Origin of the sequence: Bifidobacterium reuteri DSM 23975 (assembly GCF_000741695.1) — a bacterium.
In the GTDB taxonomy this organism is placed as follows: Bacteria; Actinomycetota; Actinomycetes; order Actinomycetales; family Bifidobacteriaceae; genus Bifidobacterium; species Bifidobacterium reuteri.
This window is the reverse complement of the sequence record NZ_JGZK01000001.1, coordinates 34,275-60,079: the sequence shown is the minus strand read 5'-3', so window position 1 is coordinate 60,079 and position 25,805 is coordinate 34,275. Positions and strand designations below refer to the sequence as shown.

19 protein-coding genes are annotated in these 25,805 nt (G+C 62.3%); 3 read left to right on the top strand and 16 right to left on the bottom strand.

The features are described 5' to 3' along the window. Window positions 1-1,093: 1,093 nt before the first annotated feature. From BREU_RS11120 to BREU_RS00190, 4 genes are all read right to left on the bottom strand, one after another. Window positions 1,094-2,200 carry an acyltransferase domain-containing protein gene (locus BREU_RS11120; protein ID WP_052381961.1) on the bottom strand — a complete coding sequence of 369 codons (1,107 nt, stop codon included), beginning with the start codon at window positions 2,198-2,200 and terminating at the stop codon, window positions 1,094-1,096. A gap of 355 nt (window positions 2,201-2,555) precedes the next feature. After that, window positions 2,556-3,554 (bottom strand): D-hexose-6-phosphate mutarotase, encoded by a 999-nt coding sequence (locus BREU_RS12245; protein ID WP_044089796.1) that lies wholly within the window; start codon window positions 3,552-3,554, stop codon window positions 2,556-2,558. A 58-nt stretch (window positions 3,555-3,612) separates the two neighbouring features. Continuing rightward, the gene (locus tag BREU_RS00195) at window positions 3,613-5,331 is read right to left on the bottom strand and encodes a UDP-glucose--hexose-1-phosphate uridylyltransferase (RefSeq protein ID WP_081886450.1); all 1,719 of its coding nucleotides are present in this window, start codon (window positions 5,329-5,331) and stop codon (window positions 3,613-3,615) included. Then, entirely contained in the window at window positions 5,331-6,413 is a 1,083-nt protein-coding gene (locus BREU_RS00190) for a phosphotransferase enzyme family protein (RefSeq protein WP_044089795.1), read from the bottom strand. The genes BREU_RS00195 and BREU_RS00190 overlap by 1 nt, the downstream gene beginning before the upstream one ends. Before the next feature lie 331 nt (window positions 6,414-6,744). Between BREU_RS00190 and BREU_RS11115 the strand changes: the two genes are divergently transcribed. Then, complete coding sequence (locus BREU_RS11115; protein WP_052381959.1) at window positions 6,745-7,764, top strand: helix-turn-helix domain-containing protein; 1,020 nt, start codon at window positions 6,745-6,747, stop codon at window positions 7,762-7,764. Here BREU_RS11115 and BREU_RS00180 read toward each other — a convergent pair. The 3 genes from BREU_RS00180 to BREU_RS00170 form a co-directional block, all read right to left on the bottom strand. Further along, entirely contained in the window at window positions 7,655-9,043 is a 1,389-nt protein-coding gene (locus tag BREU_RS00180) for an ATP-binding protein (RefSeq protein ID WP_044089793.1), read from the bottom strand. The genes BREU_RS11115 and BREU_RS00180 overlap by 110 nt on opposite strands. A gap of 453 nt (window positions 9,044-9,496) precedes the next feature. After that, complete coding sequence (locus BREU_RS00175) at window positions 9,497-10,615, bottom strand: hypothetical protein (RefSeq protein ID WP_044089792.1); 1,119 nt, start codon at window positions 10,613-10,615, stop codon at window positions 9,497-9,499. Window positions 10,616-10,733: 118 nt separating this feature from the next. Further along, window positions 10,734-11,393, bottom strand: a complete 660-nt coding sequence (locus BREU_RS00170; protein ID WP_044089791.1) for a histidine phosphatase family protein — start codon at window positions 11,391-11,393, stop codon at window positions 10,734-10,736. A gap of 355 nt (window positions 11,394-11,748) precedes the next feature. Here BREU_RS00170 and BREU_RS00165 point away from each other — a divergent pair, with 355 nt between their 5' ends. Beyond that, window positions 11,749-13,182, top strand: a complete 1,434-nt coding sequence (locus BREU_RS00165) for an MFS transporter (RefSeq protein WP_044089790.1) — start codon at window positions 11,749-11,751, stop codon at window positions 13,180-13,182. A gap of 368 nt (window positions 13,183-13,550) precedes the next feature. Here the strand turns inward: BREU_RS00165 and BREU_RS00160 are convergent, their stop codons facing one another. Beyond that, window positions 13,551-14,087: a GtrA family protein gene (locus tag BREU_RS00160; RefSeq protein ID WP_044089788.1), complete on the bottom strand. Its 537-nt coding sequence runs from the start codon at window positions 14,085-14,087 to the stop codon at window positions 13,551-13,553. 303 nt (window positions 14,088-14,390) lie between these two features. Between BREU_RS00160 and BREU_RS00155 the strand changes: the two genes are divergently transcribed. Continuing rightward, window positions 14,391-14,738, top strand: coding sequence for a phenylpyruvate tautomerase MIF-related protein (locus tag BREU_RS00155; RefSeq protein ID WP_044089787.1), 348 nt, complete (start codon window positions 14,391-14,393; stop codon window positions 14,736-14,738). Window positions 14,739-14,846: 108 nt separating this feature from the next. On the opposite strand, the gene BREU_RS00150 is transcribed toward BREU_RS00155, so the two are convergent. The 8 genes from BREU_RS00150 to BREU_RS00115 form a co-directional block, all read right to left on the bottom strand. Then, window positions 14,847-16,364 (bottom strand): formate--tetrahydrofolate ligase, encoded by a 1,518-nt coding sequence (locus tag BREU_RS00150; protein WP_044089785.1) that lies wholly within the window; start codon window positions 16,362-16,364, stop codon window positions 14,847-14,849. A gap of 127 nt (window positions 16,365-16,491) precedes the next feature. Further along, entirely contained in the window at window positions 16,492-18,093 is a 1,602-nt protein-coding gene (locus tag BREU_RS00145; RefSeq protein ID WP_044089784.1) for a C69 family dipeptidase, read from the bottom strand. A gap of 252 nt (window positions 18,094-18,345) precedes the next feature. After that, on the bottom strand, window positions 18,346-18,900 hold the full coding sequence (locus tag BREU_RS00140) for a YbhB/YbcL family Raf kinase inhibitor-like protein (RefSeq protein WP_044089783.1): 555 nt from the start codon (window positions 18,898-18,900) through the stop codon (window positions 18,346-18,348). A 403-nt stretch (window positions 18,901-19,303) separates the two neighbouring features. Beyond that, window positions 19,304-21,424, bottom strand: a complete 2,121-nt coding sequence (locus BREU_RS12175; protein ID WP_193786513.1) for an FIVAR domain-containing protein — start codon at window positions 21,422-21,424, stop codon at window positions 19,304-19,306. 347 nt (window positions 21,425-21,771) lie between these two features. Continuing rightward, a complete protein-coding gene (locus tag BREU_RS12605) occupies window positions 21,772-22,218 on the bottom strand; it encodes a hypothetical protein (protein ID WP_414133009.1) in 447 nt (148 codons plus the stop codon). A 311-nt stretch (window positions 22,219-22,529) separates the two neighbouring features. Beyond that, window positions 22,530-23,258 (bottom strand): pilus assembly protein, encoded by a 729-nt coding sequence (locus tag BREU_RS00125; protein ID WP_161788304.1) that lies wholly within the window; start codon window positions 23,256-23,258, stop codon window positions 22,530-22,532. A 72-nt stretch (window positions 23,259-23,330) separates the two neighbouring features. Continuing rightward, on the bottom strand, window positions 23,331-24,440 hold the full coding sequence (locus BREU_RS00120) for a CpaF family protein (protein ID WP_238566961.1): 1,110 nt from the start codon (window positions 24,438-24,440) through the stop codon (window positions 23,331-23,333). Window positions 24,441-24,687: 247 nt separating this feature from the next. Then, entirely contained in the window at window positions 24,688-25,752 is a 1,065-nt protein-coding gene (locus tag BREU_RS00115; RefSeq protein ID WP_238566960.1) for a P-loop NTPase family protein, read from the bottom strand. Window positions 25,753-25,805: the final 53 nt, after the last annotated feature.

Sequence of the window (25,805 nt, the reverse complement as noted above, 5' to 3'; positions counted from 1 at the left end):
GCGCGACTGCATAGACGCGCGATTCCATGGGCATCGGAGAGCAAGCCTGCGGTGCCCGGCGCACACCTGCCCGGTACATACGCACACCCGCCCAACACATACCCGCCCAACACATACCCGGCAGACGCAAGCCCGCTGCACCCAGCGAACGTCCCGCACACGCAAATATGTCCCCGGGAATACCCAAGCCCTCGGCACTAGACACACACCGGGCACGCCCAAACACGCGAAACCCAACACAGACACCCAAACACGCACCGGCTAGCCGGGTGCCAGCCGCCAACCGGTTGTAAGTTCGCGGCTCGACGAGAGCACCGCGAACTTACAACCGGTCAGAAGCCCAATACAGGCTGTATGTTCGCGTCCTAGCGAGAGCACCGCGAACTTACAGCTGATTAAAGACCCGAAACAGGCTGTATGTTCGCGCCATGTTCGTCAGGACGCGAACATACGGTCCGAACTATTCTGGAAAGCAGTCCAAAGCAGCACAGACCGACCCGAAACCAACCCGAACCCACCCAAAATCGGCGTCAACCATGCCCCGAGACATGCATAAGCTATCCGCTCGAACTAGATACCAGCCTAGGATCGGGCCGGTCCGCCCCAAGCCAACCCGAACCGGCCCGAACAGCATCATCTGCGTATGCATTCAGGCAGTATGCATTCAGGCAGTAAGAGGGCTGATAAACGCTCAATTGGACGACAACTCCAGCAACGAGGCGGCTCGCGGCAGTTCACAGCGGCCCACACAGCAACTCATACAGCAGCCCACACGACACGGCGACCCATGCAGTGGCTCAAGCGGCGGTCCCCGCGGCCCATACGGCACGGCGTTTCGCGCGGCGTTTCACACAGTGTTTCACGCGGCAACTCACGGCAGTCCATACGGCACCGCGCCCCAGCGGCTCACGATGGTTCAAGGAGGTTCCACGGCGGCCCACACGATGATTCACAGCGGACCCTAGCAGCCCACGCGGCGCCACACGGCAGCTCGCACGGCGCCACACGGCAGCCCACACGACACAGCGCCACGCAACGGCGCCGCACAGCAGCCCACAGCAGGATCGCATCGGAACGCTGAGCAGACGAGCCGTCACCAGACGAGGACGCCGCCGACATCGCGGACGGTACCGCCGGCGAGCAGGTATCGCTTGAGTCCGCGTTGCAAGCCGGTGCGCTCGGGCAGCTTTTCGGGCGGAAGCGCATTCGTACCCCATCCGCACACACGTTCAACGATGGCCGAGCCGGGCGTGGCATTGGGGAATTTGGCGAACCGATGCATGAACCTGCAGATGTTACTGTCCGAGCGCGCAATCTGGTCCAGCGCCGGGTCGAGCAGCCAGCTTTCGCAGACGCCGACCGGGGTGAGGCGGCCGAGTTTGTCGAGCAGCGGCTTGGCTTGGGCGATGGAGTAGTCCACAAGCTCGGGTGTCAGCGGCCCGTCAGCGGGGATATGGATATTGGTTGCGGGCATACCGGGTGCCAACAGCAGATCATGGTCGTCGGTCCGCAGACTGGCTGTCTCCCGGCGGATCACCCCGCGTTCGGTATCAATGGGATTACCGGCGATTACACCATCGTCAAATCGCAGACGGGTGACAAAGGCGCGGGAATCGTCGCCCGCGGCCAGCGGCAGCCCCGCCACCGAGACGCGCACGCCGTCGGCGGCCAGAATGACCAGACCACCGTCGCGCGTATCCCGGCACACGTAATACGGCTCAAGAAAAACAGTCGACTCGTACTGCAACCGTCCGATGCGCAGGATATTGCCAGTGAGCGAGAGCAGGTTCCATTCGGTTTCGCTGATGCCCGGACGCCCGGTTTTCTCACGATGCACGTCGGCCCATATCGCGAAATCGCGCAGCGTGGCCCGGACGATGTCGTCCGGCACACCGGCTGACCGCATCGAAGCAACGGAGGACGGCAACAGATCCACCATCACCGCCGCCAGCGTCACATTCGAGCCCTCCGGACGCACCGGGTAGAAGACAGCCACATGGGAACGCAATCGTTCGACCAGCGCGGCGGCGGCAGAAACATTCTTCCTGCGCAGCACAAGCTCGGCGATACCGCTGAGCGACTCCCGGCCGACCTGATCCTCGTGCAGCCATGCGAGCAGCCTCACCGCCGGCTCATACAAATCGGCCGTGATGCCGAAATAGCGCTCGCACAACGCGAAGTCGCAGATATCACCGGTCATACTTCCCATTATTCATCGCATTCATCACATTCGTCGGAGCAGGAAGAGGCAGGTGTCATCGTCGAACATAACTTGGCGAACGACACTTGGCCAACGACACAGATGTCCGCCAGACCACCGCTTTCTGCCTCATTGACGGTTCGATGAGGCAGAAAACCGCATTTCACAGACGCTGCACCTATCTACCGGCACTATCTACCGGCACACGCCCCATTCCCGAGATATGAAAGCTTAGAAAAAGATATACAAAGATAGAAAAGGATTAAAAAGGATATGAAAGGCCGATCCGGTCTCACACCAACGAGAGCATGCCGCAACGCTGTTGATGACTGCGACCGAAAGGTAGCGTCGCCGCTCACGCCACGGTCAGGGTCTGGGAGAGCGTGTGGGATGCGCCGGGAGCGAGTGTGACGGCCCGGTCGCGGCAGACGGCAGCCTCGACGGCTGCGAAACCGCGCCATTCCGCGGCATCCGGACGAGTGTCGGACATCGTCTCTCCGCCCGCCTTGCCGGGGTTCCACACCACGGTCTGCGGGGAGCCGGACTTGGCGATGTGGATGGTGCGGCCCAGCACATCGTCGTGCAGCTCCAACGAGGCATCCGAATAATAGACGCGATTGACTTCGAAGTCGCCGAACGCCACTTCCGAAGTGTCCTGGGTCTTCGGCGGGAACCCCGACTCAGTGGCGTCAAGATACGTGGCGCCCTCAAGGCCGGAGAGGCGCGCGCCTGCCACGTCGCCGACGTGCAGATACGAATGCAGCGCGGCTTCGAAGGTCATCGGCTTGTCGCCGGTGTTGGTGACGGTCAGGGCCATCGTGAGCGACTGGGACGGCAGCAACTGGGAGGGCAATGACCGGGACGGCACAGACACAGTGACCGGTGAACCGTTGGCCGATTCAGACGGTACATGCACTCCGGATGCGACAGTTTGAGCCTCAGCCACCGCACTGCCACCGCCCAGCGTCACGTCATACACCGCACGGAAATCGGAGGCTGGTTCGTCGTCCAGCCATGGCGCATCCCCCGGCTGCAATTGCGCGGCATCGAGGATGAAACGCGCATGGTCGCCGGTGAAGGACTGCTCATCGAACCGCCAGTTCCGGGCGCGCGCGAACCCGTGGAGCGGGGTTTTCGCGGTCTGATGGCCGTGCGCGAATCCGGGGCCGAACCACGGGAAGCAGATCGGCACGCCGCCGCCCAGATGCTGCCCGTCCTCGAAACGCAGCGTGGACGGCGTCCAAATAACCTCCTGACCGCCGGCTGGCACCCAGCTCAGCACGTGCGCGGCGTAATCGCTGATGATCGCGCGGCCGGATGCGGCGTCAAGCGTGCGGACATTGAATGATGTCATATGGTTCGCTCCCCTATTGGTGTCGTGTGTCATTGTATGGCGGCTGCCGCGTTGCAACTCAGTCCTGCTGGGTGAAGCCGAGGTTCTCCAGGAATCGCTGGGTCTGCGGCTTGGTCTTGAACACGGCGGTGTTGCCGAGGATGCGTTCACAGACGCTGCCGAGCTCGTCGTGCACGGCCGCTGTGATGGCCTCGCGGTTGCGATTGCCGTTCAGCGCGGCGGTCAGTTCATCCCAGACCAGCGCGAACTCGCTCAGCGATTCCGGCAGCGGCTCGCCGGCTGCGAGCGCGTCCTCAAGCACACCGAGCTGCGTCACCAATCGTCCGGGCAGGATGAACAGGCCCTGCGCCTCGATCAGGCCCACCGGCTCCTGCTTGATCGGCCAGAATTCGGGGTGCGCGTGGAAGATGCCTTCCGGGTATTCCTCGCTGACCGCATTGTTGCGGAAGATGAGGCTCATCTCATAGCCGCGTTCGGTGATGATGGCGCTCGGCGAGACGGCGGACTGGCGGTTGCCGTCGGTGTCATGGCTGGCGATGTTCGCGTCCGCGTCATCGTACTGCTGCCAGGCAAGGCGGATCCGGTCGCTGACCTCGATAATCGAGTCGCGGCTCTTGGAGACTACGCGTACGGCGGTGCCGGGCCAGTCAAGAATCTCGACCACGGTGTCCGGATAATCGGCCACCGTGAACGTGGCCCAGGCGGGCGCCTTGAGCATCGGCAATACTTCACCACCACCCTGATAGTGGTCGTGGGCGAGCACCGAGCCGCCGATGCGCGGCAGCGCGGCGTTGCAGCCGAGGAAGTAGCCGGGGAAGCGGTCGACGAAGTCGAGCAGATGGCCGAACGTCTCACGGTCCACATGCATCGGCGTATGCTCCATGTTCACGCAGATGCCATGCTGGTGGAAGTAGCCGTACGGAGAGAACTGCCAGAACCACTGTTCGCCGCCGAGCGTCATCGGCATGGTGCGCAGCGTGCGCTTGTTACGGCCCGCGAAGCCTTCGTTCTCATGGCAGATCGTGCACTTCGGGTATCCACCGGACACCGCGTTGCCGGCGGCCGCCTTCTTCATGTTCTTGAATTCGGGCTTGGCGAGGTTGATGGTGACGACAAGCCCGTGCGAGTCGAAGCGCGGGTTCTTGTCGAGCACGGCTTTCTTGACGTAGTTGTTGGCCACGCAGTAGCGGTAGAACCAGTGCATCGCCGCCATGCCGCCGTCCGTGCTTTCGGTCTCCTCGAAACTGTCTTCGATGGACGACGGCGTGCCGGACAGCAGTCCCATGATGATGTCCGCGTAGACCGGGCCCTCGTCGTCGGCGAACAGGCCGGCGGAGACGGCGGCGGCGCGAAAGTCGGCGATTAGTGCGTCCGGGTAGGCGAAGGCTTCGCTTTCGGCTTCTTTTGAGGATTCTTTCTTGGCTTCTCTCCCCCAGTCGGCTTCGCCGACAGCCCCCTCGTCAGAGGGGGCCGAATGAGATGCAGTATCACCGATACCCTCAGCAGAGGGGGCCGAAGGGGAAACAGCTTGGTATGAATCCAAGCCGAAGAGGGCGAAGATGTTGTTGCGCGTCCAGTCGGCGTCGCGCGGGTCGAGGCCGAGATTCCGCTCGGCGAACGCGACCAGCGCGTCAATCGAACGGTAGACGGCGGCGAGCGCGGACCGCCCGTCCGCGGCAGCGGCAGCGGCAGTGACGGTAGCAGACGTGGCAACGGCAGCAGCGGACGCGGCAGCCGTAGTGTCCACGGCGGCGGGGGCTGTGTGTTCGGCGGTCATCAGCGGGCACCGCCTTCCAGCACGTCGGCTACGATGGCCTGGATTTCGCCGGCCTTGGCCTCCATCTCCTGCACGAGCTTGATCTGCGTGCGGGCGCGCACCAGGTTGTGCTCGGGGTACTTGGTGGCGAAGTACGTGTCGCCGGCCAGATAGTCGGCGAGGAAGCGCATACCGCATTCCATCGTCATCAGGTTGCCGGCGAACGCGAACAGCTCGCCCTCGCGCGGGGTGACGCTTGCGCGTACGGCACCGACGAAGCCCTCGGCGTAGGCGCGGAAGTATTCGGTGCTGAAGTGCACCTTGTCGAGGTCCTTCTCGTCCTCGAGCGCGGTGGAGGCGCCGAAGCGGATGGAGTCGCCGAAGTCGTAGAGCATGGAGCCCGGCATGATGGTGTCGAGGTCGATGATCGCGCGCGCTTTGCCGGTTTCGGCGTCCATGAGGATGTTGTTGAGCTTGGTGTCGTTGTGGGTCACGCGCAGCGGGATGGAGCCGTCCGCGAGACCGTCCGTCACCGTGGCGTACTGGCTCTCATGCGCAAGGAAGAAGTCGATTTCCGGCTGGCAGGTGGCGGCGCGGCCGAGCTTGTCCTCGGCGAGCGCGGCCTTGAAGTCCTCGAAACGATGCGGGGTGTCATGGAAGTGGGCGATCGGCTCGGTGAGCTGCGAAGCGTCGAACTCAGCGAGCGTCTGCTGGAACTCGCCGAACGCCGCGCCGGACTCGCGGAACACGTCCGCGTTCGGCACGAGGCTGTAGGAGGTGGTGTTTTCGATGAAGTCGTACACCCGCCACGCGCCGGAATCGTGAATCGCGTAGGTGTCGCCGTCCTTGGTGGGGACGATATCGAGCGTCTCCTGGCCGCGTCCGCGCAGGAACTCGGTGACGAGCTCGATGTTGCGCATGAGGCCCTTGGTGTCCGGGAAGATACTCGTGTTCATCTTCTGCAGGATGTACCGACGCTGGTTCGTGACCAGCAGATAGGTGACGTTAATATGACCGTCGCCGTACGGCTCGATGCTTTCGACCTCGCCTTTCAGCTGGAACAGGTCGGCGACTGCCGCGAGCTCGGGGTCAAGGTTTGCCATGATGATGTCCTTTTGTCGTTCGTCCGATGTGCCACCGAGTCGTCCTGTCCGTTCAGCATTCCTCGGTTTCTGGTTTTTATTTAAACACAGCGTTGTTTGCCAACCACAGTGCCGCAGTAGCCAATAATCGTTGATATTACTGGGATTTCAGTGGTTTTTATGGCTTACAGTACGGTTCACTCCAGCACAATTTCCAGCACCATCAGAACAATTTTTTGATATGCTCAAGGTGACCGCGAATAGACTCCCCTCAGTCCGCTTCGCCTCACCGTAGGTGACTGAGTGGGAGCGAAGGATACAGAACAAGAGGCGGCAGCGGAAGGGAACGAGTATGACACCGGTCGAGCATCATGTGGACGCGGCGGTCTCGCATTACTTCGTGTACGTGCCCAGCCGCAACGCGATGCGCATGTTCCTCTACCCCACGCGCATCGGCCTGTACCGTTATCTCAAGGGCTACTGGCTCAATCGAGGTTCGTTCGACAGCTTCATCCTGATGGCCATCTACAACGGCACATTCGTCTTCACTGTGAACGGGCGGCGCTCGGTGGCGCGCACCGGCGATCTGGTGTTGCTCGACTGCCATGCGCCCAATGTGTACCAAGCCAAGGCCGAAACCGACTGCACACTGCTGTGGATGCATTTCGACGGCCGTTTGGCACGCGACTTCTTCAACGCCATCCACAGCGACCTGGGCGATGTGATCACGCTGCGGCGCGCCACCTATGCCATCAGCCGGTTCCGCATGATCTACGACACCTTCGCCGAGGAACGCAAGGTGAACGAGGCACGCATGTCCCTCATCATCACCGAAGTGCTCACCGAATGCCTGACGGACGGCGTCAGCGCCGGCAGCCCCTCAGCATTCGAAGACAACAGACGGCCCGGTACCGAACCGACCGACGTGCGTACAGGCGAAAACGCCTGGCGCAACGACAAGCGCGGCAGCAGCTACAACCAGCATGCCATCGAGGAGACGCTCTCGTACATCGCCACGCATCTGAGCGAGCCACTGCCGGTGTCCCAGCTCGCGGCGATGGCGCTGATGAGCGAGTACTACTACATCCGCGTATTCCGGCAGGTCACCGGCTACACCCCGCACACCTACATCGTCAACGCGCGCATGCACGCGGCGAAATACATGCTCTTGACCGGCGATGCGACGCTGAAGGAGATCTGCGCCGCCTGCGGCTTCTCCTCCACCAGCGCCTTCTGCGCAGCGTTCAGGAAGCGCTTCGGCGTCACGCCCCTGACGTTCCGCGCAGCCGCAAAAACCAGCGCCATGCCGGAATCTGATGAATCACGCGCCCATCCTGCTCGTAATCGCACTCCTCACCATCGCCCACGATAACGGTGCTTTCCTTCATATCCCGCTCCGCCATCATCTCCCATAATGCGCGCGTCTCGCGCCGAACAGTCGCCGCATCATCCATGTTCACCGTGACCTGATACAACTCGTACGTCTCGCTCTGCAGAGCGTCGCCTACGACGAAATCGACTTCATACCCATGCTCACGAGTGCGATACGAAGCAATACCGTCACGCCGGAAACCGACATTGCGGCGTCGCAATTCCAGATACACCGCCTCTTCCAACCTCTGCCCTTCATCACGGACGCCGGCGCTCGCCGCCGCAGCAGCCAGACCAGGGTCTATGGCATACACTTTGGGCATTGCCGTAGTCCGTTCGCTCAGCGCCATCGAGAATTCGCGCAATCGGAACAGCAAGTAAGCATCTTCGAAATACCCGATGAGGTCTCCGAGCATCTCTCGACTCGCGGGCATGCCGGCTGAGCGCAGATCATTCTCGACCTTGCGCATCGACAGCTGCTTGCCGTTGGACCCCAGCGCACGCCGCGCCAGAGCGGAAGCGACCCTAGGACGAGAGATATCATGGCGCTCCACCACGTCCCGCAGCACCACACGTTGCACATACGACTGCAGCAAGGCTATCCTCTGTGGGTCAGGAAGCTCCTGGACCGCAGGGAAACCTCCGACAATCAGGTAACGTTTCATAGCGTTCTGCAACAGGAGCCGCTCCTCGAGAGAGTATGCCTTGACACCGTCGTCGCCCGCATCCAGTGTGACAGAGTCGACGACATCATTCGCACGCACGAATTCCCGGAAGGAGTACGGCAGCAACTCGAAATCCAAGGCCCGTCCACGAAACTCCGTTGCTATCTCATTCGAGAGCATCTTGGAGGAGGAGCCGCTGACATAGATCGTGGCCTTGGTGTTATCCACAACACGGCGCAGCCACGCCCCCCAGTCACGCATCTCCTGCAATTCATCGAAAAACAGGTATACGCCTTCGCGCAAGCCCTCTGGATGCGCCGCATAAAACGCTTCCAGCACTTCATCTCCAGTGGCAGGAGTGACTGACCCTAAACGATCGTCTTCAAAATTGAAATAGCAGATGCGGCTCCACTGGATGCCCGACTCATGCAGCATTTCCATTTCCTGAAACAGGCGATAGCTTTTGCCACTACGCCGCATGCCGGTCACTACCTTCACCAGATTGCCGGCCTTTGGCGCCAATGGTTCCCCCAAATCCAAATCACGCGCGACGATTGGCTGAAAGTCCTTTATCGTGAAGCTTGCCAGCTTTTCCGCAATCACTGGATTTGTCATGAAGACCTCCAAACGCTCCCCGTGATACTCCCCGCAATACGATATTGGTCACTTCATATTACCAGTTTTGCAGAAACTGGTAATATGAAGTGACCAGTTTGCCGGAAATTGGCAAAGTGAAATGACCAGTTATTAAAAAACTGGCCACGGAGAGCGACCAGTTTGGGAATCATCAGCTGCCGCAGAGGGCGACGGGAGCCGTGCGGCGCCCATGCGGAACACCACGACTTGCCAATGTCCCGCGTCAAAAACCGTTGAATTATTGTTGGCTCCCTTTGTCAGGACAGCACCACTCAACCAATTGCGAGATGGACCCCTGGCAGAAAGCGCTGTGGTTCTACGGTCTCCTTGGCAAAATCACATCGCAATCACAGACCACCTGCGGCCGACCTCACACCCGCTCACTGCCGTTCGCCTTCATCTGACAGTCTGACAACGCCTCTGGCGCCTTCCTTACAGCTCCACGGTCTCCTTGGTGGGGTCGTCTTTGATGTGCGCGAACTTGGCGGCAAGCGCCTCCTTGTTGCGCTTTTCGTCCTCCTCCTTGGCCTTCTTCTTGGCCTCGGCGGGATCCCACAGCACGTCCTCGCGGTGCTTGGCCCACTCGGTGCCGGCCAGCGGCGCGATGAGGGCCGCGGTGGCGTCCAGCGTATCGGCCGTATCGGTGGCGGCAGCACGGGCCTTGACCAGTTCCAGCAGCTGACTGTCAGTCAGGCAGATGCGCGGGATGGCGCACTGCTCGCGCAGTTCGTTGACGTACAGCAGAATCGGCAACGACTGGATGGCCACGCGGCGGGCCGTAGCGTCATCGAGCACGGTGGCGGTATTGGCAGCAGTGTCAGCAACAGCACTGTCCGCGCCGGCCGCAACCGTAACGCCCGGCACATGCGCGGCCACCACGCCCAGCAGCGCATCGCACACGGCGAGCGCGGTGGCGAAGCGGTGGGCCACGGCGGCAGGGTCAGCCGAGCCGGCATGTCGGTCACCGTCCTCGTCTGAGGCGGACGAATCATCCCCTGCGGCCCCGGCGGACGCAGCGTCCCCAGCGGCAGCGCCGTCCTCGGCACCTGCATCGCCCGCCCCCTCGGCGACAGCAGCGCCCTCAGCGGCCTCCACCTCCACCGCATCGGCCTCGATATGCCGCTCGACCGCATCGATGGCTGCGCGAATCTCAGACTGCACGCCATCATCCCATTCAACGCCCAACGCCTCGGCGGCGGCGAAGACCAGCGCCGCGTTTCCGGTTTCGGAGTAGTCGAGCATCGTATCGTAGGCGTCGTTGGCGGCGAGCAACGTGTCGACGATTGACTGCGGGCGTCCGGGAATCTCGTCCGCGCCCTCGTAGACGAATTCGGCGTCCGGCACGGTCACATCCGCACCGGTCAGGATGCGGGCGAATGCGCGGGTGGTACGCACCTGCAGGTTCTCGGCGTACTTCGCATCGTTGTCCATCTGCATGGCCTTCGTCAGCGGCCACAGGGCGATGAGCCGCGCTCCGGTCTCCGCGGCCTCGCGCACCGCCGGCAGCGCCGCCACGCGGTCTATTGCCTCTCGGTTCAGTTCAACGGTCATGTCATGCTCCTTTGCTCGAGTCCCACGCCCCTCAGCGGGCCGGCCAGTTCTTCCAACGATTGTAGTGCGCCATACCAGTGTTCCGCTCACGCATTCCCGGCTTCTCCGGCAAAATACGTCAGTTGATGGCTGCCGCCGGGTCCACATACGTGATGGACATCACACGGCCGGTCTCGTTGTCGTAGGTCACGGACGTGACGGACGCGAGCGCGGTGTGCCGCAGGAACATCCAATGCTCCGGGTGTCCGGTCTCCAGATAATGACGGTAGGACCAGATCGGCGACTCGTGGCTGACCACCACGATCTGCTGGCCGGGGTGCTGAGCGACCTTCTCACGCGCGAACGCGTCCATGCGCGCCGCGATGTGCTGGTAGGACTCGCCCCAGCTGGGCTTGTACAGGTTCAGGACGAGCTTCCAGTTGCCGTTGCGCCACAATGCGCCCTCGCCATGGCCGATCCGCTTGCCACGGAACTCGTTGCCGGCCTCAATCACCCGCTCGTCGGTGGTGAGTTCGAGCGGAGCTTCGCCTCGCTCCCCACGCACGGCGTTGAGCGCGCCGATGATCGCACCTGCGGTCTCGCGCGTGCGATCAAGCGGAGAGGAATACACGGCGGCAATCGTATTGGTCTGCGGATTGGAGGCCAGATAGGCGGCCGTGGCCTGGGCCATGCGACGGCCCACGTCGGACAGGTGGAAGTCGGGCAGACGCTCGTAGAGCAGATGGTCGGGGTTGTACACCTTACCGTGGCGGACGAAGTGGATGGTGGTGGCGGTCATCGGCGGGCCTCCTTCAGGAACTTGCCGGGCAGGATCGCGGCGTCATCAGCAATACCAATCAACCCAATCAACAATGGCATAATCCCTATCCTATTGCCGCCGCTGTGCCACGGCACCGTCCGTGCATCACTGCCGTATCGCCCAAGGCAAAACCCACCCGATAATCCTTAATTACCGCGTGTCAATCCGAGCCAACACATAGAGTAGCGGTGACGCAAATATGCGACAGCGGCGGACAGCCACGCAAACTTTGCGCGACCATGGACAGACACATCATTCGATGAGGGCTTCGCCGGGCAACGCCACGGGCGGCGAGGGACATCCAATCGGGAGCGGAAAGGAGCGTAGTGCTGTAATGTCCAATGCGAACACCGTCACGGCCGCCATCAAGGAAGTCGGGCATAAGGTTTTTGGCGGGTATGCCGAACTGCTGCGCATCCCGCACACCGCGCGTTATTCGATCGGCGGCGTGATCGCCTGCATGCCGTTCCCGATGATCGGCATGACCATCACCATCTCCGTGCAGCATTACTACGGCAATTATTCGCTGGCCGGCATGCTCACCGCCGTCCAGGCGATCGCGCTGGCCGTCTCCACTCCGCTGCTCGGCAAGCTGACCGACAAGTTCGGCCAGCGGCAGGTCTCCATACCGACGATCATCGTGTGGATCGTGGCGGCCATCGCGCTGACCACCTCCATCACCAACCGCGCGCCTGAATGGGTGCTGTACTGCCTGACGCCGTTCCTGGCAGCCATCCCGCCGTGGGGCGCGATGAGCCGCGCCCGCTGGACCAAGATCCTCAAGGGCGACCGCGAACGGACCGACCGCGCGCTCTCGCTGTGCGGCGTGCTCGACGAATGCATGTGGGTGGTGGGCAACCCGCTGGCCTCCACACTGGCCGTGATCTCCGGCCTGCTGGCGTTCTCGTTCACCGGCATGTGCGTGGTGGTGGGCGCGCTGATGTTCCTGACGGAACTGAGCACCGAGCCGCCGTCGCAGACCGTGTTGGCACGCCGGGAAGGCATCACCCGCAAGGAATACCGCGAGCGCGAGGCCGCCAAAGCCGACGCGCTGCGCGTGGAGACCGCGGCCGAGGAGACGCGCCGTCGTCTGGAGCGTGAAGGCGTGACCGACGAGGCGCAGATCCGGGCAGCGATCGACAAGGCTGTGGCGGATGCGCGCTCCGGCAAGAAGGCGTCCATCTGGGGCCCGGGCCTGATCGCTGTGTGCGTGACCTGGTTCGGTTTGGGCGCATTCCAGTCGGCCGCCGGCATCTCGATCATCGCGTTCGCCACCGAATCGAACATGAAGCAGTACACGGGCTTCGTGTTCGCCTGCTTCTCCATCAGCTCGCTGATGGGCGCGCTGGTGTATGGCGCGAAGAACTGGTCGATTGCCTTGTGGAAACGCTTCTACTTCTGCCTTGCCGTGGTGAACCTCGGCATCGGTACGTTCATGTTCGCCAAGCACCTGTGGGTGATCATGATCATCTACCTGATCATCGGCGTCTGCCAGGCACCCACGTGGATCAACGGCAACCAGCTGATGCTGCACCTCGTGCCGCCATCCCGCCTGACCGAGGGCATGGCGTGGATGGGCGCGATGAACTCCATCGGCGCTTCGGCCGGCTCGGCGATCGCCGGCCAGTTCATCGACCGTATGGGCTCGCACGGTGGCTTCATGGTGGTGACGGTGCTTGCGCTGGGTTCGCTGGCGATTGCGCTTATTGGCTTCAAGCAGATCAAGAGCTCCACCAAGCAGCCGACACTGACCGAAGTGGCGGTGTGAGCGCTCGTCGCGCGGGGCGCGTAGGCGCGCGACGAGCGTAGTGCGCAGCGCGTGTAGTGCTGTGGTGCGCGGCATGCGTGTATTGCTATGGCGCGCGGCGTGCGTGTAGTGCTATGGCGCGCGGCGCGGTGCGCGCATGTAGCGGGGCAGAACCCGTGGGATGCGAGTGCAGAACAGGCCTTGGTGTCGTTGCATCCCGCAACCCAACAGAAATCGCAAATCCACAATGACGGAATTCCACTGTTTTCCGCAATACAAAACGGGACGTAAGTGCACTCAATCGGTTGAGCGCGCTTACGTCCCGCACGGCCGTGGGATGCAAGTGCAGAAATACGGATTCTGCGCTTACGTCCCGAAGTTTATGTTCGCTACTTCGGCCAGCCCTTCGGCGTGTGCTCCAGCGACCAGACGCCGAGCTTGTGGGAGAAGCTGTTCTGCCACTTGGCTTCGAGCTCTTCGGCGCTCAGCTTGTTTTCAGCGGAGCGCAGACGGTTCATCGCATTGGTATGGGTGTCGTCGAGCAGCCACTTGCGGATCAGGAAGTTCCAGACCATCACCACGGCGGTGGCCACCAGTTTGCCGACGTTCGTGCGCAGCAGGTATTCGGCATGCTGCGAGACATAGGCATCATGGTTCATGCCGTAGGTCGCCAGCCAGATGATCGCATCGTTCATGAACAGGCCCACGACCGCGCCCGCCACGAAGATGACGATCTCCATCCAACGGGCCATATCGTCGCGGTGCTTGAACACGAACTTCATGCTCGCCAAGTAGTTGAAGATCAGCGAGATGATGAAGGAAATGGTTGCGGCAAGCACATTGTGCATGTGGAATACGCCGACCAGAAGATTGAGGATGCCCCAGTCGATGATGAAGGCGATGACGCCCACAATGCCGAACTTCATAAGCTGTGCAATCAGTTTTCTCACAGTGGGTATTCAACACTACCGGGCTGACTGTTGGGCGGGTATCACAGGGAAAGGCCAATAATCTCCGCAATTGGCAAGCTAGTGGTCCGTCTCACTAATAATTGAGCACTGCATCTCTTGTCTCTCCCCCAGTCAGCTCCGCTGCCAGCCCCCTCGTCAGAGGGGGCCAATACACCTCAAACAATTACGAGGCAAACCACTAAGTGCCACGACCGCCGCAAATCGCTAGACTGGACCCTGTACAAGGCCAAGCCAATTCCACATTATCAAGGAGGAATCATGCCTGTCATCCATACCCACGTCTCCGTGAAGACCACCCCCGAGCAGCGCGAGGCGCTCAAGGCCGCATACGGCAAGGCCATCACCGCCGTGCCCGGCAAGTCCGAAGGCTGGCTGATGTGCCCGTTCGAGGACGAGATGCCCATCTACTTCGGCGGCTCGGACGACCAGCCCGCCGCCTACGTGGAGGTCAACGTGTTCGGCCGCTCCGTGCCGAGCTCGTCCTGGGAGAAGCTCACCGAATCCATCATGGCCGCGCTGAACTCCACGCTGGGCATTCCCGAGGACCGCACGTACATCCGCTACACCGCCACCACCGACTGGGGATGGAATGGCGGCAACTTCTAGTTGCCACCATTTCTTCGCTGCACAGCCGCTCACAACCCCTGAAAACCGGAAAGCCCACCGCTTTGGTGGGCTTTCTCCGTTAGTAGGGCTTGGTGAAGAGTGAACGAATCACACGATCTTCGGCATCGGGGTGGTGAGGCTGGTGGTGAGGTTCACGTGCACCAGGCCAGCGCCGGCATGCACTTCGACCTTCTTCAACGTCACGGTGCGCTCGTCTTCCGGGGCGCGGTCGTTGTCGGTCATCGTGGCCGGGGACTTGACCGCCACGAACGCCAGATCGTCCAGCGAGATGCCCGCGCTCTGGCACAGGGCCATCGCTTCGGCGACGGAATCGGCGAAACCGGGCTTGTAGAGCACACGCTCGGCCGGCACGCCATAAGCGTGCTCCGCCACCCACTTGGCGTTCTCGGTCAGGGCCATGCCCTTGTGAGAGTGCGGTTCGGCCGGCATGGAGCCGTTCTCGAGCACGTCCACGAAGGCGTCAAGCTGCGGGGCCAGCGCCTCGCCGCCGTCACGGAACAGGTTGCCGATAATCGGCGTGCGGAATTCCAGTTCCGCAGCGGTCTCCTTGAGCGACGGAATCTGGTCGTCCTCACCCTCCCACAGGTTGATGAGCGGGAAGGTCGGGATATCGAGGCCCTCGAGGCGCTGCACGTGGAACGGGTAGCGCCACGCCAGATCAGGGTCGTCGCGCCACGTGGAGGCGCGGGTCACGACAACCGCGGCGGACGGCCATTGCGCACCGTATTCGCGGCAGGCGATGTCCAGCCACTTCTGCGCGCCCGCGTCGGTGCCGTAGCCTGCCTCGACGATCACGACGTCGTGCAACGCGCAGGCCATCTCCACGCTGACCAGCGTCGGGATGCCGATGGACACGTTGGCGAACGGGCCGCCGTGCACGTACACCGGCGAGCCGTTCACGGTTTCGGTGAGCGCCGGCTTGACGGCGTCGGCGAGGATGCCGGTGATGCGCCACAGGTCGACGAATTCGCCGAAGGTCACGGCCTTGCCGTCCTTGGTGCCGGCGATCATCTTGGAAACACGCTCGGCGATCTCATCCATCGAGCGGGACAGCACCACGATCTGCATGAGCTCGCAGGTTGGGGTAAGCACAACCTTTTCCGCCACGTTACCCTTGCCGTAATCCACGGCGATGGAGCGCAGGGAGCGGCTCGGCACTTCGGAGACGCGCGGCACGAGGATATCGTCCAGCTTGCCTTCGTCCACGGCCTTCTCGGCGAAGGAGACGAGCAGGTTCTGGGCCGCCTCGATGGCGCCCATTTCGCCGCACAGGCCCCAGTCGATGAGCTCCGGGTGGGTCAGGGATGCCTTGCCGCCACCGGAGGCGCCGCCCTTGGAACCGGCTGCGGTGATGCCCATGCTGGGCTGGCGCAGCACGGCGGCCGCGTCGATGCCGCGCTTGTTGAGCGCGTCAATAAGGGCGATGGTGGTGGTGGTCTTGCCCTCACCGCGCGACGCCTTGAGCGGCGTATCGGCGGTGACGAGAATCACCTTGCCGTGCTTGCGCGGGGCGTCCGGGTTGTCGGCCAGGTACTTCAGGTAGCCGAATGCGTCGATTTTCTTGACCAGGCCGTACTGGCTGGTGAAGTCTGCAATGGTGGTCATTGGTGGAGTATGCCTTTCTCAGTATCTCTGGCTCCCCTTGTCAGGGGAGCTGGCTCGTGTAACGAGACTGAGGGGTAGTCAAATCATAGAGAAATCCGACCACATCCCTCAGCTGGATAGGTTCGGACTAGAAGTCGGACATGTGGAAGCCGTTCTTCATCTCCATGCTCCGGGTGTACAGCACGGAGTCGAGCAGCTTCTCGGTCTCGGTCTTGAGCTGGTCGGCCATGGTCTGGTTGGCGGCGGCGAGGATGCCGCGCACCTCCGCATTGCGCGTGGCGGCGATGATCTCGTCCGGGGTCATCGGCTGCACGTCGCCGTCCACGTTGTCCGCCTCGAACTCCCCCTCGGCGGCCGACTGCTCGGCCTCCTCGGCGGCGGTCAGGCCGAGCCGCGCCACCTGCTCGTCGGTGGCGGCCACCAGACGGTGGCCCATCGCGCCGGTCTTCTCCTGATAGCGCTCGATGGCGTTGGCTGTGGAGCGGAAGGCGCCGTCGCACAGGGCGGCGATGATGCGGTTCGCCCAGTAGAAGTTCTCGGAGGTCACGCGGGTGGTGGTGTCTTCGAGGTATGCGGGCGTGGTGTCGACGTTCGGGAAGAACGGCACCAGCGTGTTGAACGGGTTGGAGCCGTATGCCAGCCACTGGATCGCGCGCGAGGCCTGCGGGCGGTACGGGCGGATCTGCATCACGGCGAGCTGGCTCTGACGGTTGATGCCGATCGGGCGATACATGTGGCGCGTGCGCTCGTCGCCGAGCTGGCCGTACGGGTCGAACGGCGTGCCCTGATAGTGGGAGCTCAGCACGTACTTGATGTCCTCGATGGTCACCTTGCGCTCAGGCTGGCGGGCCCACGGGATGTCGTTGGATTCCGGGTTGTGGTCGGCGTCCGGGCCATCCCAGACCTCGTCGTACGGGTTGAGGAAGCGCTGCATGTACCACGCACGCGGAGTGTTGTACACGTGGTCGGAGTCGGAATGGGAGCCGAAGGCGTCGCGCGGGTTGAACGGCGTGGTGTTCTCCACGGCCAGATCGAGGTGGTTGGCTTCGATGAACTCGGCCATATCGGCGGAGCACATGTGGTCCTCCTGGTCGCCCAGAGCGTCGGCCAAGTCGAATTCGTCGATGCCCAACTGGTTCGGCATGGTCACATAGGCCTCGTCCGGCACGCGCTTGGCGATCCAGTGATGTCCGCCGACGGTCTCCAGCCACCAGATTTCGTTGGAATCGGAGAAGGCGACGCCGTTCATCTCGTAAGTGCCGTATTCCTCGAGCAGGGAGCCGAGTCGCTCCACGCCCTCGCGCGCGGTCTTGATGTACGGCAGCACGATGGTCAGGAAGTCCTCTTCGCCGATGCCGCCGGGCACTTCGGGCTCGTCGCCCTTGGCCGGCGCGTATTCCACGAACGGATCAGCGCCGAGCACGCGCTCGTTGGTGGTCAGGGTTTCGGTGGCGCTCATCGCTACGTTCGCTTCGTTGACGCCCGCTTCGCCCCAGATGCCTTCCTTGAGGTCGGCGTTCGGCACTGCGGTGTATTGCAGCGGGTTGTCGGGCAGTTCGATGGTCAGGTGGGCGATCACCGACTTGTATTCGCGCGGCTGCTCTTCGGGCTTGACGACGATGAATCGCTTGGGATTGAACTCGCCGTTCGCGGAATCCTCGTTGCGGGCGATGATGGTGGAGCCGTCATAGCTCGCGTCCTTGCCTACCAGAATCGTGGTGCAGGCCATAAGAATGCATTGTCCTTTCGTTATGTGTTCGTTATGTTTATTGGGTTCGCTGTGTTCATATTCGTCGTACTGTTCGCGTGAACAAACACCCCATGATGTAGGTAAAACCCCACGATGCGGTCGAACAAAATCGAACAATGGCGGAATACCAACGTTTTCGCTGACTACATCATGGGAGTTTCCCTACACCGTGGGAACTTCCCTACACCGTGGGATTGCCACTACACCGTGGGCGGTTGCCCACAACCGGTGTCACGCCTTGCCGGTGACGAACATGGCACCCTGGTCGGGGGCCTCGCCGCATTCGCGCAGCTTGTGCAGCAGTTCGTTCATCCAGAATCCCTGATTGAGTCCGGGCAACGGTTCCTTGGTGGCCCAGACGTGCAGGTAGTAGTCGTGGTCCTTGTCCGGCGGCTGCGGGCCGTTGTACCGCATGGTTACGGCCGGATCGCTCTCGCGCCCCACGAACTTGGAAGCGGAGGAATTGCGACCCTGCACCGCCTCGGGAACCATCGCCGGCAACTGACGGGAGAAGTCCGGCGGGATGGCGAGCGCATGCGCATCATTGAAGTCGAACATCAGCGCGTCGATGGGCAGGTTCGCCACCGTCCAATGGATCCATTCGAAGCCGCAGACCGGAATCGAATCGGGATCGGTGAACGTCCAGTGCAGATAGCGGGCGTCCGGATTCACCTCGTCCACATAGAACGGGAAGGAGATGACGGGGATGCCGCTTACCCGGTATTCAGGTGCGGCGGCTTTGGCGAAGTCGTCAGGCACGACCGTGAAATCAGCGGAAATCTTCATACGCTCCAGTGTATCGCGGGGCATGTTACCGGAGGGCGATTAGCGGCGAAGCACTAGCGTACGTTTGCTGAGGCTTGAGCCGGCATTACCTCACCAAACGTACACTGAGCAGCTCTCAGCGTACGTTTGGTGAGATATAGGCTCGCAAGACCGCAGCAAACGTATGCTGGCAGCCAACGAGTCCAGCCGACTGGCCTTGGCATCAGTAGCACAGGCCGGCGCCGCATACGTGTGCCTGGCTTGGGCAACGTCCGCACGCTCATAGGACCCGCTTCCCGTTGCACAGTCATGGATAACGAATGAGGGCCTCTTCACAGGGAAGAGGCCCTCATAGGAGCGGCGAATCGCGTGACCTACGCCGGTCAATATCTCACTGGGCGGCGCAGGTCACCGAATCGATCTCTCAGGCGTTGCGACGGCGGTACACCACCACGCTCACGCCCGCGGCCACCAGAGCGATGGCGACGAACGCAATCACCAGGACGCTGCTACCGGTGATGGGCAGCTTCTGCTGGTTCTTGTTGTTGTCCTTGTTCGGCTTGGTCGGAGTGGTCGGCTTAGTCGGCTTCTCCGGCTTGGTCGGGGTCGTGGAGCCGGCCTTGACCAGGTTGCTGGAGGCCTCAGCCAGCTTCGCGGTGGCGGCAGTCACCTCGGCCTTCGTGGCATCGGACTTGGCAGCCACATCCTGCGCGGACTTCAGAGCAGCCGCAAACGGAGCCCAAGACTCGGCCGTGTAATCAGCCTGCTTCTTCGACTCAGCATCCTTGATCGCAGACTGCAGGGCAGCCACATCCTCAGCAGACGGCTTCTCCGGCTGCGGAGTCGGCTCCTGGCCCTCGGCCACGGTCACCGGCGTCCAGCCGAGCAGCTTGCCGTCGCTGTCATACAGAGCAATCTTGTGGTCGCCGTTCACGGTGTCAGCGGGGATGTTGAACTCGACGTAAGCCTTACCATCCTTGTCCACGCGAACCGCGGACGACTTGCCGTCAGGAGAAGCAAGCTGCTTCGGAGTGGAGTAGATGTAGCCGGTCCAGTAGCAGTAGGAGCCCTTCTCCACCAGCGCCTTGCAGGTGGCGGATTCCTTCAGGCTGTCGATGTACAGGCGGTACACGGAACCGGCGTTCGCCTTGTTGCCGTCGGCGCCCTCGACACCGTTCTTGTTGGCATCGGTCAGGTCGTCGGAAGCGACCGGGCCATTCGTGGCGGCCTTGGTGGTGAAATCAGAAACAGTCTTCAACGCGTTGGGCTGTACCTCCGGTCTGTAAGATGAGGCGACCGGTACCAGCTGGGATCCATCATCGAATGTCAGCACGATGCCCGAGTACATCAATGAGGCAGGATCAGGTTGAGTGGTCTGGGACTTGGCGGTGTCATAAATAAGTTCCTGTGCGCCCATGTCAGCGGAAGAGTAACCCCAGTTGCCGTACTTGGTGTTGGCGAGCAGACCAGGAACCACATTCTCGATATCGCCGGAGGCCGGAATGGGCTTGCCATCCTTAGCGGTAATGGTGAACCCGTGGGAGAACCACTGGCCCGTCATGGTCTGGCTACCTGACGCACCTGCCGCCAGCGTAATCAGATCGTTGACCTTGAAAAGATTGTCGATCTCAGGATCATCATCATCGGAAATCGCGCCAGTAACGCAATCCCAGACATAGCGACCATTGTAGGCAATACTACCAACAATATCGGCATCGAACGTGCCGTTCACCTTGAACACGCGAGTAACGGTGGTGGAATAGCAGACCTTGGCGACACTACCGGCAATCTTCGGATCGATGGTGTAATGGCCCTTGAGACCGACCGTATGCACGCCTATGTCCTCCACGGACTGGCTGTCCAGCGTCACAAGATTCGAGCCCGTAACGTCAAGGACCTTCACATTCACGCCACCATAGGTGTTGATCACAGTACCGTTCAGGGACTTATTACCCCAGTTATCGACGTTGACTTTGTCGCCCGCGACAAGCGCGAACTGAACCGTCGAGGACGGCTTGACCGAGCCTCTGTAGAACACATCAATCGTCTGGGTCGATGCCGAGGCGGTAAACACCGGATCGGTGTAACCGTATGTCCAAGTGGTCTGGCCGATTGCAGGCAGCCCGTTAAACGCGTTCATGCTGGACTTCACGCCATACGCCTTACCCGGGGTCAGACCAGTCAGCGTGACCTTGAACGCGGCAGACTCGTCCACATGATCATAATCCGCGCCATACTTCAACGCGGTAGACGGTGCCACGACACCGGAGATCTTCGCGCTATCGGAGGCAGCGGCCTTGGCCTGAGCCTTCGGTGCGGCCTTGACTTGCGGGTCGACATTGGCCGGAGCCGGAGTCTTGGCGGACTGCTTGGCATTCTGGTCGGCCTTGGCGGCATCAGCCTGAGCCTGTGCGGCCTGAGCGTCGGCCGTGGCGGTCTGCGACTGCGAAACCGCAGCATCACCGGCGGCATCGTCGGCATACGCCGTGCCCACACCGGTGAGCATCATGCTCAAACCAGCGAGGACGGCAACAACTTTGCCCATCTTCTTCATAGTTTTCCCTTCACCAGTGCGCAATCACAACGATTACGCTCCTGTGCCAAAACGCTACCCCCCCCCCGTGGTCAAAACCGTTTCGGCAAATGGACGAAGCACCCGGATATGGACAGGACACAACCAGGAGTGGACTCAGCATGGCGATCCAGTGGTCCGCGTCCGAAGTTCGTTGATTCTATTTCGGCTCCCTCTGATGAGGGAGCTCCCGGCGACAGCCGGGTGAGGGAGAGAAACACACAACACAGTCGTCCCCTGTCTCTCCCCCAGTCAGCTACGCTGACAGCCCCCTCATCAGAGGGGGCCAACATAGGACACCGTCGCAGGGGCTTCCGCAGTCAGCTGATGAAAGATACCATCGAGGGAATCACCCCCACCATGATGAACGCCGGCAGAAAGCACAGTCCCGTGGGCACGAGCAGCTTGACGGAGAGCCGTGCAGCCCGGCGTTCTATGGCCGACCGCTCGTCGGCGTCAAGCTGTTCCAGAGCGGATTCGAGGCGCACAGCCGGGGCGTCGCCATGCAGCCACGACGGCTCCAGTGCCGCGCGAATCACTGCCACCGAGCCGGCGTCGTCGGCAGCCCCGGCCGTTGTCTTAGTTGTTGTTTTGGTCGTCGCTCCGGTTGCCGCCCTGCCCGTCGCCCCGGTTGCCGCCCTGCTCATAGCCCTGGTTGTCGCCACGCCCAACCCGCCGGCAGTCGCCCCGACCGACGTGCCGGCCATCGTCCCGACCGCCGAATCGGCCATCGCTCCGGCCGCCCCATCGTCGCTGTGTTCCGCCATATGCCAGGCATCGGACCAAGCTACCCCTTGCTTGAGCAGCTCGCCGGCCTTGCCTATCGCCCTTCCGCTGCTGCCGCCTGCCGCGTACCCCACCGCTTCACACGCATCGGGAATCGACGCTCCCTGCACCAGCGCCACGCGCAATAGGCGCAGTATCAGCATGGTATGCGTGGCATCATCCGGCTCCTCCTCCACCACCGCAGCATGAGCAGAGCCGGCAGTCAACCGTTCACGCACCGGCAACGGAACAGTACGCAACCATACCGCGACCGCACAGCATACCGACGCTCCCCAAGCCCAAAACACACCCGTCATTCGGCGCCCCCGCGAAGCAGCGCGCGCACCCACAACAGACCGATGACATAGCAACAACAGCCGGACAGCAGACAAGCCAGACCTTGCGCCGAACCCAGCAGGAACTCCATCGGACGCGCACCCATCAACTCGCCCAACAGCATGGTCACCATCGGCAAGGCGCTGAGCATGCCGACCGTCGCCTTGGGAACGGCGAGCGCCTGCGATTGAAGGTTCTGCAGCAATCGCATCTGCCGGTACCCGGCCAGCACCACCTCCAGGCAAGGCGAGGCGCGGCATCCCAACCGTTCGCCGACCTTGGCGGCGGCGTATGCGCCACGGGCTGCGCGCGCGGCCTGCATCCGTGTCTCATCCGGCATCCGCCGCCGCTCGAATGCCGTGGCGAGACGGTGTATGGTGATCTCCCGTGTCGCGAAGCGCCGCCCGTATTGCTCCTCGCAGGCCTCAAGCAGTGTGCCACCGCTGTTCATGCGCGCGATCATCGCCGTCAGCATCTGCGCGACGCCTATGCGGCGAACCGCATTGTTCTTTCCGCCGGCAATACTGCCGGCATTGGCACCGATACTGTTGCAGTCAATATTGCCGGCACCATGATTTCGACGGGCACCTTGGTTTCGGCGGGCACCTTCCCACCTGATACGCCCGGCGACGCCGTCGCCCGGCCATGGCCAGAGACACACGGCGAGCATCGCCAGCATCATGCTCCACAACGGCAACGCATTCATTGTTTCGCCTCATTCCATCTCATGCCGATCTGGCGCTGCGCGTTCGCTTCCTTGCGCGGCGGCCAGTGGGATTCAATCAGTATCGAAGTAGGGGCGCGCGGATTGCGCGGGTTCCGCAATGCTCCATCGCATCAGGAACTGCAACCATTCCGGTGCATACTGCGGCTCCCCCATGCCCGGCCATTGCGCCAGAGGGACGCCCTGCAGCCTGCCACCCCGGCTTTCCAACCGGCCTATCTGCGCGATTCGTCTGCGCCCATCCGTCCGTTCCACGTGCAACACCGCGTCGAACGCGTCCTCCGCCATCATCGCCATCGCCTCCGGAGCGACGCCGGCCAGCAGACCGAGCGATACCAGTCGCGGCGGCACGCGAGCCACATTGTCCGCATGAAGCGTGGTCATACCACCGCGATGCCCCGAGTTGAACGCACGCAGCAGGTCCACGATCTCCTCGCCCCGGCACTCCCCCAGCACCACACGGTCGGGGCGCATACGCAACGTGGCCTTGACCAGATCGGCAAGGCTCACCGCGCCCGCACCCTCCACATTCGCCTCACGCGCCATCAACGACACGTGGTTCCGATGACCGAAATCGCCTAATTCACGCACTTCCTCCACGGTGACGACGCGTTCGTCCGCGTCACATTCCGCCAGCAGCGCCTTGACCAGCGTGGTTTTGCCTGATCCGGTGCCTCCGGTGACCAGAATCGTCGCGCGCCCGTGTACGAGCCCCTGAAGCACGGGCATCCAGGCCATCGGAAACATGGCGTGCTGCGCCAGCTGAGGCAATGCGAGCGCAGTATCGCTCGGCAAGCGGATGGACAAGGCGGCGCCCTGCGGCACCAGAGGCGCAATCACCGCATGCACGCGGATGCCGTCCACAGTGGAAGCGTCCGCGATTGGCGAGGCATCGTCCAGTCTTCGCCCCAGCTGCGCGCATAATTGCGTGGCGTATTCTCGCACCACTTGCGGGGAGCGAAACGGCACACGTAGCCGGTGTTCGCTCATGCCGGATCCCCGGTCCGCCCATACCCGACCGTCACAGGTCACTGCGATATCGGTCACCGCCGGGTCGGCGACGACTTCGTCCAGCAATCCGAACGTAGGCGCGGCTGCCGCGCCGGATTGCGGGCCGGATTGCGAACCATATTGTGAATTGGATTGCATGATATGCGCAGGCATGGCCACCTCCTAGTGGTCTGCGTCAGAGATTCGTTGCCGAATTGACTACCCCTCAGTCCCGCTTCGCGGGCCAGCTCCCCTGACAAGGGGAGCCGAAATTAAGCCAGCTCGTCCTGCAATCAGGGACGCGCTTCGCGCGCGGTTTGTCAGCTCGCCTGTCGACTCGCACAGCACCTACAAACATCTCCGCTGTCTGCTTTACGGTGCTGTCCTGACAAGGGGAGCCACGAATTTACGGCGCTGCATATTAGCCGCAGTCGGCTGATTCGCGGTGCAGCGTGCGCTCCACGGCGTCGGCAAGCAGCGATATGGCTTTGCGGCAGTTCTTGGGCACAGCACGGATGCCGAGCCCGTCAAGTACATCGCCGCACAGGCTGGTATTGGCGTATATTGGCCCCATCACCGGTGATACGAGATACGATTCCGCCTCGTCTATGCTGACGATGCCACGTCCGCGTGGGGCTCCTCTGGGGGCGATGCCGATCAGACGAGGGGGCGAGCACTCCCATGCCGAGAGTCGGGCCCGGTGTGCGCGTACACGCGCCAATCCCATCACCGACAACTCCACGCCGACCACTTGCATGCCATGCTGCAGTTCCGGCATCGTCTCGACGAATTCACCTTGCCCCGCATCCACGATGACCACGTCATTGGCTTCGGCGAGCGCCCGTATCACGGCCTGCACTTCCCACCATTCCGGCCGCAGACCGGTCCAGGTGTTGTATGGCAGCACGCGCACGCCCTCCCAATCGATGAGCTCGTCGTTCAGCGCCCTGCCCTCGATCTTGCCCAACGGCGCATTGATCTGGTTGAAACGCAGGCCGGATTCACGCTCCACACCGAGCAGCAGGTCAAGGCAGCCGGAATCGAAATCCGCGTCGATCAGTGCGCAGCTCCGTCCACGCTGCGAAAGCGTCATCGCCAGCATCGCAGCCGTGGTGCTCAAGCCTATGCCGCTATGGCTGGAGGTCATCGTGACGATGTTCTGCAGGACCACGTCCGTAGACGGGTCCCGGTTTGGACGGCCCGGACGGCTCGGCAGCGGCCGGCTGGTGCACGCGGCAGTCAGCGAAGGCGGCTGTGAGGATGGCGAGAAATACTGCAGGCGCGGCTGCGCACCAGCCGTGGTACGCGCGCCACGCCTGGGTTTGACGCGCGGTGATGTTGGCGCAGGCTGCGCCTGTACGGCTCCGGTTTGGGTGATTCGAGTCAGCGTAGTCGCATCCACTATGGCATCGCTGGAGGGAAGAGGCACCGCGTCAGGCAATGGCACCGCAGGCGACGCGGCGGAGGATAGTTGCATGGTAGTCATAGGGCGATTGAACAGCGGCATATATGTGCCGCACAACCCGAATCGACCTATGT

What these genes read in the sequence shown, in the direction of transcription:
- BREU_RS11120 (WP_052381961.1), bottom strand. Translation starts at nt 2,200, where the DNA reads ATGACCGGTGATATCTGCGACTTCGCGTTGTGCGAGCGCTATTTCGGC.
- BREU_RS12245 (WP_044089796.1), bottom strand. Translation starts at nt 3,554, where the DNA reads ATGACATCATTCAATGTCCGCACGCTTGACGCCGCATCCGGCCGCGCG.
- BREU_RS00195 (WP_081886450.1), bottom strand. Translation starts at nt 5,331, where the DNA reads ATGACCGCCGAACACACAGCCCCCGCCGCCGTGGACACTACGGCTGCC.
- BREU_RS00190 (WP_044089795.1), bottom strand. Translation starts at nt 6,413, where the DNA reads ATGGCAAACCTTGACCCCGAGCTCGCGGCAGTCGCCGACCTGTTCCAG.
- BREU_RS11115 (WP_052381959.1), top strand. Translation starts at nt 6,745, where the DNA reads ATGACACCGGTCGAGCATCATGTGGACGCGGCGGTCTCGCATTACTTC.
- BREU_RS00180 (WP_044089793.1), bottom strand. Translation starts at nt 9,043, where the DNA reads ATGACAAATCCAGTGATTGCGGAAAAGCTGGCAAGCTTCACGATAAAG.
- BREU_RS00175 (WP_044089792.1), bottom strand. Translation starts at nt 10,615, where the DNA reads ATGACCGTTGAACTGAACCGAGAGGCAATAGACCGCGTGGCGGCGCTG.
- BREU_RS00170 (WP_044089791.1), bottom strand. Translation starts at nt 11,393, where the DNA reads ATGACCGCCACCACCATCCACTTCGTCCGCCACGGTAAGGTGTACAAC.
- BREU_RS00165 (WP_044089790.1), top strand. Translation starts at nt 11,749, where the DNA reads ATGTCCAATGCGAACACCGTCACGGCCGCCATCAAGGAAGTCGGGCAT.
- BREU_RS00160 (WP_044089788.1), bottom strand. Translation starts at nt 14,087, where the DNA reads ATGAAGTTCGGCATTGTGGGCGTCATCGCCTTCATCATCGACTGGGGC.
- BREU_RS00155 (WP_044089787.1), top strand. Translation starts at nt 14,391, where the DNA reads ATGCCTGTCATCCATACCCACGTCTCCGTGAAGACCACCCCCGAGCAG.
- BREU_RS00150 (WP_044089785.1), bottom strand. Translation starts at nt 16,364, where the DNA reads ATGACCACCATTGCAGACTTCACCAGCCAGTACGGCCTGGTCAAGAAA.
- BREU_RS00145 (WP_044089784.1), bottom strand. Translation starts at nt 18,093, where the DNA reads ATGGCCTGCACCACGATTCTGGTAGGCAAGGACGCGAGCTATGACGGC.
- BREU_RS00140 (WP_044089783.1), bottom strand. Translation starts at nt 18,900, where the DNA reads ATGAAGATTTCCGCTGATTTCACGGTCGTGCCTGACGACTTCGCCAAA.
- BREU_RS12175 (WP_193786513.1), bottom strand. Translation starts at nt 21,424, where the DNA reads ATGGGCAAAGTTGTTGCCGTCCTCGCTGGTTTGAGCATGATGCTCACC.
- BREU_RS12605 (WP_414133009.1), bottom strand. Translation starts at nt 22,218, where the DNA reads ATGGCGGAACACAGCGACGATGGGGCGGCCGGAGCGATGGCCGATTCG.
- BREU_RS00125 (WP_161788304.1), bottom strand. Translation starts at nt 23,258, where the DNA reads ATGAATGCGTTGCCGTTGTGGAGCATGATGCTGGCGATGCTCGCCGTG.
- BREU_RS00120 (WP_238566961.1), bottom strand. Translation starts at nt 24,440, where the DNA reads ATGCCTGCGCATATCATGCAATCCAATTCACAATATGGTTCGCAATCC.
- BREU_RS00115 (WP_238566960.1), bottom strand. Translation starts at nt 25,752, where the DNA reads ATGACTACCATGCAACTATCCTCCGCCGCGTCGCCTGCGGTGCCATTG.